The following is a 12,289-nucleotide window of genomic DNA, read 5'->3' on the forward strand; positions in this document are numbered from 1 at the left end:
GGCGCCACGCGGCGCCCGGCCCCGCCCGTGCCCGCCGTCCGGCCGCCCCGCGCGGCACCGGGCGCCGACGGCGCGGGCGGAGGCGGTCCGGTGAGCGCCCCCGGCGCGCTCACGGCCCGCGAGACCCGCCCGGCGGGCGGCACCGCGCTGCGCCGGCAGCTCGCGCTCGCCGCCGTCTGCGCGGCGTACGCGGTGGGCGCCGGCCTCGGCTGGGGCTCCCGGGAACTCGCCCTGATCATGGGCGACTTCGGGCTGAGCGCGGCCGCCCTGATCGCCGCCGTCTCCTGCCTGCTCTACGCGCGCACACCCGAGTGCCGCTTCCGCCCCGCCTGGCTGCTGTTCTCGTTCTCCTCGTTCATGGCCGCCGCGGGAAACGCGGTCTGGGGCTGGTACGAGGTGGTGCTCGACGCCCCGGTGCCGAGCCCGTCCGTCGCCGACTTCTTCTTCCTCTGCTTCGCACCGCCGGCCATCGTCGGCCTGCTGGTGCTGGCCAAGCGCCCCTCGGGCCGGGCCGGCTGGGTCTGCCTGGGCCTCGACGCCTGGCTGATCGGCGGCTCCCTGCTGACCCTCTCCTGGAGCCTGGCGCTCGCCCACACCGCGCACGCCCGGGGCGAGAGCGTGGCCCCGGCCGCCCTGGCCCTCGCCTACCCGCTGCTCGACATCGTGCTGGTCAGCATGGTGCTGGCCCTGCACTTCCGGCGCACCCCCGGCAGCCGCTCCGCGGTCAACACGGCCATCGCAGGGCTCGCCCTGACCGTGCTGTGCGACGCCCTGTTCACCTCACCGCTGCTGCGCGACAGCTACCGCTCCGGCCAGCTCCTGGACGCCGGCTGGTTCGCCGGCTCGCTGCTCCTCGCGTACGCCCCCTGGGGGGCGCGCAGGGCCGTGGAGGCGGCTGGCGGGGCGGCGCGCGGCCCCCGGCGGCCCGGCAGGGCCGCCCGGCCGCTGGCGAGCTCCCTCACCGCCCTCACGCCGTATCTCGCGGCGGCGATCTGCACCCTCGGCATCCTCTACAGCGTCACCGAGGGCCGCCGGGTGGACCGGGTGGTCGTGATCACCGGCTGCACCGTCGTCCTCGCCCTCGTGGTCCGCCAGGGCATCATGCTGCTGGACAACATCGCCCTCAGCCATGAACTCGCCCAGAAGGAGAGCCACTTCCGCTCCCTGGTGCAGGGCTCCAGCGACGTCATCATGATCGCCGCCCCCAGCGGGGTGCTGCGCTACGTCTCACCCGCCGCCACCAAGGTCTACGGCCGGGACGCGGAGGAACTCGTCGGCTCCGAACTGGCCTCCCTGATCCATCCCGAGGACTTCGGACGGGTCGTGCACGAGGTCCGGCGCTTCCTCGCCGCCCAGCCCGCCGAGGAACCCACCACCAGGATGGAGTGCCGCTTCCGCTCCGGAACCGGCACCTGGCTGAATGTGGAGTCCACCGTCAGCCGCCACCAGGGCGGTCTGATCTTCAACAGCCGGGACGTCACCGAACGCGTGCGCCTCCAGGCCCAGTTGCAGCACAACGCCGAGCACGACCCCCTCACCGACCTGCCCAACCGGGCCCTGTTCACCGAGCGGGTGCGCCGTGCCCTCTCCGGCCGCCGGGCCGGCGACCGGGCCACCGCGGTGCTCTTCATCGACCTCGACGGATTCAAGGGCGTCAACGACCGTCTCGGCCATCAGGCGGGCGACGAACTCCTCGTCCAGGCCGCCCGAAGACTGGCCGAATCCGTACGGGCCGGGGACACCGCGGCCCGGCTCGGCGGCGACGAGTTCGCCGCCCTCATCGTCGGCGACGGCACCACCGCCCAGGCCGACCGCGAACTCCAGGTCCACGAGATCGCCGACCGGCTGCGGCTGATGCTCTCCCAGCCGTACCGCATCGACGGCGCCGAGGTGCGGGTCGCCGCCTCCATCGGCGTCGCCTTCGCCGAGCCCTCCATCGACCCCGGCGACCTGATGCGCAACGCCGACCTCGCCATGTACCGGGCGAAGGCCGCCGGCAAGGACCGCGTCGAGCTCTACGCCCCGCAGATGCAGGCGGAGGTGGTGCGCCGCACCGAGCTGGCCGCCAAGCTGCGCAGCGCCCTGCACGACGGCGAGTTCGCGCTGCTCCACCAGCCGGTGGTCAGCCTGGCCACCGGCCGGATCACCGCCGTCTCCGCCCAGGCGCGCTGGAGATCGGCGCAGGGCATCCTCTTCACCCCCGCCGAGTTCCTGCGGGTCGCCGACGACGGCAACCGCGCCGCCGAACTGGGACGCTGGCTGCTGGAGGAGGCCGTGGCGCAGGCCGCCGAACGCGGGCGGCTCGGCCATCCCACCCCTGTCTCCGTGCGGCTCTCCGCCCGGTTGCTCCTCGACCGCTCCCTGCCCCTCGGCTCCATCGAGGCCCTGCTCACCCGGCACCAGCTCCCCTCCGGCGCCCTGGTCATCGAGCTGGCCGACAGCGACCCGCGGATCTCCTTCGACGACCTGGAACAGCGGCTCACCGCCCTGCGCCGGCTCGGTGTGCGGATCGCCCTCGACGGCTTCGGCAGCGGCTACGCGGCGATCAACGCCCTGCGCCGCCTCCCCGTGGACGTCCTCAAGCTGGACCGGGGGCTGGTCGAGGGGGTCGTCGAGTCGGCCCGACTGCACAAGATCACCAGCGGGCTGCTGCGGATCGCCCGCGACCTCGGTATGCACGCGGTGGCCGACGGCGTCGACGTCCCCGAGCAGGTCCTCGCCCTGCGCGCGATGGGCTGCACCCACGGCCAGGGAATGGCCTTCTCCGGGCCGCTGGACGAGTACCGGCTGCGCCGCGCCCTGGTCCGCGGCACCTACCCGGTACCCGCCGGGATGCCGTTGCCGCTGCTCACCGCCGGAATCCCGCAGGCACGCAACGGCTCGAATAGTGAGACGCGTGTCCCACCCACTTGACAGTGACAGTGCGTCGGGGGGAGGGTCTGTGCCATGCGCACCCGAATTCTCGTACTTGGACAGCGCGTCGGCTGAGCAGGGCCGCCACTGACAGGCCCCGCTGGAACCTCCGACGCGCTCCCCTCGCTTGCCTGACGGCACGAGGGGTTTTTTGTTGCACCGGCACAGAGCAGACCCGTACCAAACCCTCGCAAAAACCCATCGCATCGAGAAGAGAATGCCGATGACCGAGCAGGCCACCGGGGCCCATCCGCAGCCGCGGCCCCGCAGCGGCGGACAGCCCTCCGCCCCCGTCGAACACGTCACGGGCGCGCAGTCCCTCATCCGCTCCCTTGAGGAGGTGGGGGCGGAGACGGTGTTCGGCATCCCCGGCGGCGCGATCCTCCCGGCGTACGACCCGATGATGGACTCCGCGAGGGTCCGGCACGTCCTGGTCCGCCACGAGCAGGGCGCCGGCCACGCGGCCACCGGCTACGCGCAGGCCACCGGCAAGGTCGGCGTCTGCATGGCCACCTCAGGACCCGGCGCCACCAACCTGGTCACCCCGATCGCCGACGCACACATGGACTCCGTCCCGCTGGTCGCGATCACCGGCCAGGTGGCCTCCAAGGCGATCGGCACGGACGCCTTCCAGGAGGCCGACATCTGCGGCATCACCATGCCGATCACCAAGCACAACTTCCTCGTCACCAAGGCCGAGGACATCCCGCGCACCATCGCCGAGGCGTTCCACATCGCGGCCACCGGCCGCCCGGGCCCGGTCCTCGTCGACATCGCCAAGGACGCCCTCCAGGCGAAGACGACCTTCTCCTGGCCCCCGCAGACCGACCTGCCCGGCTACCGCCCGGTCACCAAGCCGCACGCCAAGCAGATCCGCGAGGCGGCCAAGCTGATCACCGGCGCCAAGCGGCCCGTCCTCTACGTCGGCGGCGGCGTCCTCAAGGCCGGCGCCACCGCCGAGCTGAAGGTCCTCGCCGAGCTGACCGGCGCGCCCGTCACCACCACCCTCATGGCGCTGGGCGCGTTCCCCGACAGCCACCCGCTGCACGTCGGGATGCCGGGCATGCACGGCAGCGTCACCGCCGTCACCGCGCTCCAGAAGGCCGACCTGATCGTCGCCCTCGGCGCCCGCTTCGACGACCGGGTCACCGGCAAGCTGGACAGCTTCGCGCCCTTCGCCAAGATCGTCCACGCCGACATCGACCCGGCGGAGATCGGCAAGAACCGCACCGCGGACGTCCCGATCGTCGGCGACGCCCGCGAGGTCATCGCGGACCTGGTCCAGGCGGTCCAGGCGGAGCACAGCGACGGCAACGCCGGTGACTACACCGCCTGGTGGCGGGACCTGAACCGCTGGCGGGACACCTACCCGCTGGGCTACGAGCAGCCCGACGACGGCAGCCTCGCCCCCCAGCAGGTCATCAAGCGCATCGGCGAACTCGCCCCGGAGGGCACGATCTTCGCCGCGGGCGTCGGCCAGCACCAGATGTGGGCCGCCCACTTCATCGACTACGAGAAGCCCGCCACCTGGCTCAACTCCGGCGGCGCCGGGACGATGGGCTACGCGGTCCCCGCCGCGATGGGCGCCAAGGCCGGCCGCCCCGGCCGCACGGTCTGGGCGATCGACGGCGACGGCTGCTTCCAGATGACCAACCAGGAACTGGTCACCTGCGCGCTCAACAACATCCCGATCAAGGTCGCCATCATCAACAACGGCGCCCTGGGCATGGTCCGCCAGTGGCAGACCCTCTTCTACAACCAGCGCTACTCCAACACCGTGCTGCACTCCGGCCCGGACGCGACCGGCCTGGAGAAGAGCGCCGGCACCCGCGTCCCGGACTTCGTGAAGCTCTCCGAGGCGATGGGCTGCCACGCGATCCGTTGCGAGTCCCCCGAGGACCTGGACAAGGTGATCGAGGAGGCCAACGCGATCAACGACCGCCCGGTCGTCATCGACTTCATCGTCCACGAGGACGCCCAGGTCTGGCCGATGGTCGCCGCCGGCACCTCCAACGACGAGGTCATGGCCGCCCGCGGTGTCCGTCCCGACTTCGGCGACGCCGAAGACGACTGAGAGAGAGCAGAGAAAGCCATGTCCAAGCACACGCTCTCGGTCCTGGTCGAGAACACCCCCGGCATCCTGGCCCGGATCGCCGCCCTGTTCTCCCGCCGCGGCTTCAACATCGACTCCCTCGCGGTCGGCGTCACCGAGCACCCCGACATCTCCCGCATCACCATCGTCGTCGGCGTCGAGGACCTGCCGCTGGAGCAGGTGACCAAGCAGCTCAACAAGCTGGTCAACGTCCTGAAGATCGTCGAACTGGAGCCCTCCGCCGCGATCCAGCGCGAACTGGTGCTGGTGAAGGTCCGCGCCGACAACGAGACCCGCTCCCAGATCGTCGAGATCGTCCAGCTCTTCCGCGCCAAGACCGTCGACGTCTCGCCCGACGCCGTCACCATCGAGGCCACCGGTTCGAGTGACAAGCTGGAGGCGATGCTCAAGATGCTGGAGCAGTTCGGCATCAAGGAACTCGTCCAGTCCGGCACGATCGCCATAGGGCGCGGCGCCCGGTCCATCACGGACCGCTCGCTGCGCGCCCTGGACCGCAGCGCCTGAACCCTCCCGGCGCCCCGGGCCGTCCGCGCAGGTCTCGCCAGTCGAGACCCGGCAACCCTCCCGTCCACGCCCGCCGTACGGTGGGACGCAACACCAGCATTCCAAGGAGAATCCCAGTGGCCGAGCTGTTCTACGACGCCGACGCCGACCTGTCCATCATCCAGAACCGCAAGGTCGCGGTGATCGGCTACGGCAGCCAGGGCCACGCCCACGCGCTGTCGCTGCGCGACTCCGGCGTCGACGTCCGGGTCGGTCTGCACGAGGGCTCGAAGTCCAAGGCGAAGGCCGAGGAGCAGGGCCTGCGGGTCGTCACCCCGGCGGAGGCCGCCGCCGAGGCCGACGTGATCATGATCCTGGTCCCGGACCCGATCCAGGCCCAGGTCTACGAGGAGCACATCGCCCCGAACCTCAAGGACGGCGACGCCCTCTTCTTCGGCCACGGCCTCAACATCCGCTACGGCTTCATCAAGCCCCCGGCCGGTGTCGACGTCGCCATGGTCGCCCCCAAGGGCCCGGGCCACCTGGTCCGCCGCCAGTACGAGGAGGGCCGCGGCGTGCCGTGTATCGCGGCCGTCGAGCAGGACGCCACGGGCAAGGCGTTCGAGCTGGCGCTGTCCTACGCCAAGGGCATCGGCGGCACCCGCGCGGGCGTCATCAAGACGACGTTCAAGGAGGAGACCGAGACCGACCTCTTCGGTGAGCAGGCCGTCCTCTGCGGTGGCACCGCGGCGCTGGTGAAGGCGGGCTTCGAGACCCTGACCGAGGCGGGCTACCAGCCGGAGATCGCCTACTTCGAGTGCCTCCACGAGCTGAAGCTGATCGTGGACCTGATGTACGAGGGCGGCCTGGAGAAGATGCGCTGGTCGGTCTCCGAGACCGCCGAGTGGGGCGACTACGTCACCGGCCCGCGCATCATCACGGACCAGACCAAGGCCGAGATGAAGAAGGTCCTCGCCGAGATCCAGGACGGCACCTTCGCCAAGAACTGGATGGACGAGTACCACGGCGGTCTGAAGAAGTACAACGAGTACAAGACCCAGGACTCCGAGCACCTGCTGGAGACCACGGGCAAGGAGCTGCGCAAGCTCATGAGCTGGGTCGACAACGACGAGGGCTGAGGCCCCGGCTCCCGAGGGGACCGCGTCCGCGCGGTCCCCTCGGGGCATCCCGGCCGCCCGCGCGGGCCCTGCGACACTTCGTCCCGCCACGGACGGGTGATCCTGCCGACGAGGCGCGTGACGCGGCCCCTGTCACCACTACACTCATCCGTACATACGCGTCAGGCCCACAGTGTCGTGCGTCTTCCACGCGGCTAGCCCCCTCCACCGCTGCGGCCGTCGGGACGGCCGTCTGCACCGGACATGTGAGGACTCACCGTGAGCTCGAAACCCGTCGTACTCATCGCTGAAGAGCTGTCGCCCGCCACCGTGGACGCACTCGGTCCGGACTTCGAGATCCGGCACTGCAACGGCGCGGACCGCGCGGAGCTGCTGCCCGCCATCGCCGACGTGGACGCCATCCTGATCCGTTCGGCCACCAAGGTCGACGCCGAGGCCGTGGCCGCCGCCAAGAAGCTGCGTGTGGTCGCCCGCGCCGGCGTGGGCCTGGACAACGTGGACGTCTCCGCCGCCACCAAGGCCGGTGTGATGGTGGTCAACGCCCCCACCTCCAACATCGTCACCGCCGCCGAACTCGCCTGCGGCCTCCTGGTCGCCAGCGCGCGCAACATCCCGCAGGCCAACACCGCGCTGAAGAACGGCGAGTGGAAGCGCAGCAAGTACACGGGCGTCGAGCTGAGCGAGAAGGTCCTCGGCGTCGTCGGCCTCGGCCGCATCGGTGTGCTGGTGGCCCAGCGGATGTCCGCCTTCGGCATGAAGATCGTCGCCTACGACCCCTACGTCCAGCCGGCCCGCGCCGCGCAGATGGGCGTCAAGCTCCTCACCCTGGACGAGCTGCTGGAGGTCTCCGACTTCATCACCGTCCACCTCCCGAAGACCCCCGAGACCCTGGGCCTCATCGGCGACGAGGCGCTGCACAAGGTCAAGCCCTCGGTCCGGATCGTCAACGCGGCCCGTGGCGGCATCGTCGACGAGGAGGCGCTGTTCTCGGCGCTCAAGGAGGGCCGCGTCGCCGGCGCCGGTCTCGACGTGTACGCGAAGGAGCCCTGCACCGACTCCCCGCTCTTCGAGCTGGACCAGGTCGTCTGCACCCCGCACCTCGGTGCCTCCACGGACGAGGCGCAGGAGAAGGCCGGTATCTCGGTGGCCCGTTCGGTGCGCCTGGCGCTCGCCGGTGAGCTGGTCCCGGACGCGGTCAACGTCCAGGGCGGTGTCATCGCCGAGGACGTGCGCCCCGGCCTGCCGCTCGCCGAGAAGCTGGGCCGCATCTTCACCGCCCTCGCGGGCGAGGTGGCCGTCCGCCTCGACGTCGAGGTCTACGGCGAGATCACCCAGCACGACGTCAAGGTCCTCGAACTCTCCGCGCTCAAGGGCGTGTTCGAGGACGTGGTGGACGAGACGGTGTCCTATGTCAACGCGCCGCTGTTCGCCCAGGAGCGCGGGGTCGAGGTCCGGCTGACCACCAGCTCCGAGTCGCCCGACCACCGCAACGTCGTCACCGTGCGCGGCACCCTCGGCGGCGGCGAGGAGATCGCCGTGTCCGGCACCCTGGCCGGCCCCAAGCACCTCCAGAAGATCGTGGCCATCGGGGACCACGACATCGACCTGGCGCTCGCCGACCACATGCTGGTGCTGCGCTACGAGGACCGCCCGGGCGTGGTCGGCACCGTCGGCCGCATCCTCGGCGAGGCCGGGCTGAACATCGCCGGTATGCAGGTCTCCCGCGCCGAGGAGGGCGGCGAGGCGCTGGTCGTCCTCACCGTGGACGACACGGTCCCGCCGGCCGTGGTCACGGAGATCGCCGAGGAGATCGGCGCGGCCTCGGCCCGCTCGGTGAACCTCACGGACTGAGGCGGCCCGCGGGCCCGCAGGAGAGTGGCCGAGGGGCCCGGTGCACCCACGCACCGGGCCCCTCGGCCCGCGGCGGATGCCTATCCGGCCGTGCCGAAGTTCTGCGTCCAGTAGTCGTCGGGCTGGGCGAGGCCGACGCCGATCTCCTTGAACCCGCAGTTCAGGATGTTCTTCTTGTGGCCGGGGCTGGACATCCAGCCCGCCATGACCTGTTCGGGAGTCGAGTATCCGTAGGCGACGTTCTCGCCGTAGGTGCTCCAGTTGTAGCCGGCCCGCGTGATGCGATCACCCGCGCTCGATCCGTCGGAGCCCGTGTGGGACATGTTCCGGTGGGAGGCCATGTCCTCGCTGTGCGCCTGCGCGGCCTTGGACAGTCTCGCGTTCACGGTCACCGGCGAGCATCCGGCCTTGCTGCGCTCGCTGTTGACGAGCGCCACGACACGGGCGACATGCCCGGACACCGGCGCGGTCGTGGACGGCGCGGAGGGCTTCGGCGCGGTGGTGGGCGGTGCGGTGGGCTTCGGTGCGGTGGGCTTCGGCGCGGTCGTGGGCGGCGCGGTGGGCTTCGGCGCCTTGGTCCTCGGGGCCTTCGGCTTCGGTGCGGCGGCCTTGGGGTCCTTGGTCTTGGGGGCGGCCGGCGGTGCGGTGCGTGTCGGGTTCCCCGACGAGGGCCGGGTCGGCTTCCGGTCCTTCTTGTCCCCCGCCCATCGCGGGCCCGACTCGTTGTCGTGCCACCGCTGGTCGGAGCGTACGTTCTGCCGTTCGCCGCGGGCGCGGCTGTCCCGATCGTCCTGCGGGTCCATGCATGCCATGGCTACAGAGGGCACCCCCACGGCGGCCACGGTGACGGCAGCGATGGTTATCTTCCGGTAATGCGTCGGTCGGCGGTGCTTGCTCATGTGTGACCTCGTTCGTCATCGCGGAGCGCCACCGAGGGGCTGGCCTGGCACGTTCTGTGTGCGACCTGCGGCGGCGCCTTTGCGGGCAGCCATTGTTAGGACGGCCGGGAGCGGAGGACAACGACGACCCTCTACGGAGAGGGGTAGTAGTGAGGGCACCCCCTTGCCATGGGCGTCCGGGCGTGCTGGTGCGCTTGCCGGAGCCGCCGTGATTCGTGACTGCCCGTCAAATGGCCCTTTTCGGCCTGCGAATGGGTGCGGGTGGGCGCGACGGCGAGGTGGCCGAGGGTTGTGTGAGGCATGTCCGTATCGAGATGGACAAACCTGCTTATGTCGTCGAGACGGCACGTAGTATCGACCTGCCGGTGTCCGAAAAAGCCTGTGGCGGTTGTCACGAAGCAACGGTTCGATTCGTTCTCGATCGCAAATGCCGCGACCTGTTCCATGCCTGCCCGCAGTCACGGCGTATCGCGGTGCCCTGTCCGGCCGCTCCCGGGGCCCTCGCCGTGAGCCCTGTCGGACCAGGGCTGACGCATCTCGGTGAGCGCGGCAAGCCCTACAGTCTTGCGCTCTTGAGGGCCATGTGGAGCAGCAGCCGGTCGCCGCCCTCGTCCAGATCGAGGCCGGTCAGCTGCTCGATGCGGGACAGGCGGTAGTAGAGGGTCTGCCGGTGGATGCCGAGGGCGGCCGCCGTGCGCCCGGCCTGGCCCGCGCGGTCGAGGAACACCTCGGCGGTACGGGCGAGTTCCGCGTGGGCGGGGGCCAGCAGTTCCCGTACGGCGGGGTCCTCGGACGCCTCCGGGGGCAGGGCCGTCAGCAGCCGGTACGCGCCCAGCTCCGGCCAGTGGGCGACCGGACCGAGCCGCGGCTCGGCGAGGGATGCCCGGGCCGCCGCGACCGCCTCCCGCCAGGACGCGTCCAGCGCGGCCAGCCCACGCCGGGCCGCCGCGACCCCGCACCCGGCGCCGCCGTCCCCGCCCGGGCCGGTGCCCGCCGACTCCCGCAGCCGGGCCGCCGCCGCGACCGCCGGCCCAGGGTTCTCCGGGGACCGCAGCCGCACCAGGGCCGCCAGGGCGTCCCCCGCGCCGCCGCGCACCGCCACCGTGCAGAGCGCCGCGGCCCCGGGCAGCGACCGGGCCGAGGGCGCGTCGCCGGACCGCCAGGGCAGCACGCACACCAGGGTGTGCAGCCCCTGCGCGTCCTCCCCGAGGGCCTCGCCCAGCGCGGTGAGGGCCGTGTCGTACGGGCGGCCCCGGTCCGCCGCCAGGACCGCCCGCAGCTCCCGGGACAGGTCCGCGCCCGCCCGCTCCTCGTCCGCGAGGAGCCGGCCGATCCGCTCCGTCACCTCCATGGCGGAGGCCAGCCGGTCCGGCCGGGGCCGGGGATCGGCGTCCAGCAGCCATACGTACCCGAGGACCACGCCCCGGTGGCGGACGGGCAGGCAGAGGCGGGCGCGGTTGACGCCCGCCTCCGGTTCGGCGGGGATGTGGACCGGGCCGGTGGCCCGGGTGATGCCGAAGCCCTCGAACCAGGCCCGCACGGCGGGGGTGGACTTCCGGGTGAGGATCGAGCGGGTGCGGACCGGGTCCATCGCCGTGTCGTCGTCGCTGTCGTGGGCGCCGAAGGCGATCAGGCCGAAGTCCCGGTCCTCCAGTGTCGCGGGGGCCCCGAGCAGCGCGGACACCTCGTCGACCAGGTCCTGGTAGTCGCCTTTCACCCGGTCATTCTCGCACCCCTCAGACAGATGTCTGAGATCCGGGACACGGATGCGTGACAGCTGTCGATGGTTCGCGATCCGCGCCATCCTTAGGTTTCACGGTGGTTCTTCGTGCGGTTTCCGGAATGTTCCCGTCTCGTCGGTCTCGTCGGTCTCGTCGGACTTCCCGGGTTCCGCCCCTTCTTCTGAACGTGCTCCATGGAGGTGCCCGTGCTGGGTCCCGTGATCCTCGCCGCGTCGCGCAGCGACCGCATGCGCCGCTTCGTGTCGGCCGCGCCGGGCACCAAGCAGGTCGTCGCCCGCTTCATCGCCGGCGAGACCGTCGACCAGGTCGTCCCGATCGTCCAGGACGCGGTGGCCGGGGGCCTGGAGGTCACCCTCGACGTCGTCGGCGAGGACATCACCACCCGCGAGCAGGCCGCCGCCGCGCGCGACGCCTACCTGGAGCTGATCGAGCACCTGGCCGGTCTGGGCTTCGGCCCGAAGGCCGAGATGTCGGTCAAGCTGTCGATGTTCGGCCAGTCCCTGGAGGGCGGCCACGAGCTGGCCCTCGCCAACGTCCGCCCGGTCGTCGAGGCCGCCGCCGCGATCGGCACCACGGTGACGCTGGACGCCGAGGACCACACCACCCTCGACTCGATGTTCGCCATCCACGAGGAGCTGCGGAAGGACTTCCCGGAGACCGGCTGCGTCATCCAGGCGTACCTGTACCGCACCGAGGACGACGCCCGCCGCCTCGCCGCGAACGGCAGCCGTGTCCGGATCGTCAAGGGCGCCTACAAGGAGCCCGCCTCCGTCGCCCTCCAGGACAAGGCGGAGATCGACAAGGCGTATGTGCGCATCCTGCGCATCCTGATGGAGGGCGAGGGGTACCCGATGATCGGGTCCCACGACCCGCGCCTGATCGCCATCGCCCAGGAGCTCGCCCGGGGCGCCGGGCGCAAGCTGGACGAGTACGAGTTCCAGATGCTCTACGGCATCCGCGGCGAGGAGCACGTCCGGCTGGCCGCCGAGGGTCACCGGATGCGCGTCTACACCGCGTACGGCACCGACTGGTACGGCTACTTCATGCGCCGGCTCGCGGAGAAGCCGGCCAACCTGCTGTTCTTCGCCCGCTCGATGATCACCAAGAACTGACCCGCACGAACCGGCCCACGGCCCTCTACACCCCTCG

8 protein-coding genes are annotated in these 12,289 nt (G+C 71.5%); 6 read left to right on the plus strand and 2 right to left on the minus strand.

The genetic code is table 11. The annotated features are described in order from the left end of the window. The first annotated feature begins 90 nt into the window (after window positions 1-90). The 5 genes from ABZ457_RS25410 (at window position 91) to serA (ending at window position 8,499) form a co-directional block, all read left to right on the plus strand. The gene (locus tag ABZ457_RS25410) at window positions 91-2,913 is read left to right on the plus strand and encodes an EAL domain-containing protein (protein ID WP_359161518.1); all 2,823 of its coding nucleotides are present in this window, start codon (window positions 91-93) and stop codon (window positions 2,911-2,913) included. Between the two features lie 217 nt (window positions 2,914-3,130). Then, complete coding sequence (locus ABZ457_RS25415; RefSeq protein ID WP_359161442.1) at window positions 3,131-4,987, plus strand: acetolactate synthase large subunit; 1,857 nt, start codon at window positions 3,131-3,133, stop codon at window positions 4,985-4,987. Window positions 4,988-5,005: 18 nt separating this feature from the next. Continuing rightward, window positions 5,006-5,530 (plus strand): acetolactate synthase small subunit, encoded by a 525-nt coding sequence (ilvN, locus tag ABZ457_RS25420; RefSeq protein WP_018845263.1) that lies wholly within the window; start codon window positions 5,006-5,008, stop codon window positions 5,528-5,530. 116 nt (window positions 5,531-5,646) lie between these two features. Continuing rightward, entirely contained in the window at window positions 5,647-6,648 is a 1,002-nt protein-coding gene (ilvC, locus tag ABZ457_RS25425; protein WP_359161446.1) for a ketol-acid reductoisomerase, read from the plus strand. A gap of 258 nt (window positions 6,649-6,906) precedes the next feature. Then, window positions 6,907-8,499 carry a phosphoglycerate dehydrogenase gene (gene serA / locus ABZ457_RS25430; RefSeq protein WP_359161448.1) on the plus strand — a complete coding sequence of 531 codons (1,593 nt, stop codon included), beginning with the start codon at window positions 6,907-6,909 and terminating at the stop codon, window positions 8,497-8,499. An 80-nt stretch (window positions 8,500-8,579) separates the two neighbouring features. Here serA and ABZ457_RS25435 read toward each other — a convergent pair whose 3' ends face one another. Next, window positions 8,580-9,302 (minus strand): CAP domain-containing protein, encoded by a 723-nt coding sequence (locus ABZ457_RS25435; RefSeq protein ID WP_359161451.1) that lies wholly within the window; start codon window positions 9,300-9,302, stop codon window positions 8,580-8,582. 652 nt (window positions 9,303-9,954) lie between these two features. Beyond that, entirely contained in the window at window positions 9,955-11,115 is a 1,161-nt protein-coding gene (locus ABZ457_RS25440; protein ID WP_359161454.1) for a helix-turn-helix domain-containing protein, read from the minus strand. A 210-nt stretch (window positions 11,116-11,325) separates the two neighbouring features. On the opposite strand from ABZ457_RS25440, the gene ABZ457_RS25445 reads away from it, so the two are divergent. Then, a complete protein-coding gene (locus tag ABZ457_RS25445) occupies window positions 11,326-12,252 on the plus strand; it encodes a proline dehydrogenase family protein (RefSeq protein ID WP_359161457.1) in 927 nt (308 codons plus the stop codon). Window positions 12,253-12,289 lie beyond the last annotated feature (37 nt).

The organism is Streptomyces sp. NPDC005805, from assembly GCF_040630445.1.
Taxonomy (GTDB): domain Bacteria; phylum Actinomycetota; class Actinomycetes; order Streptomycetales; family Streptomycetaceae; genus Streptomyces.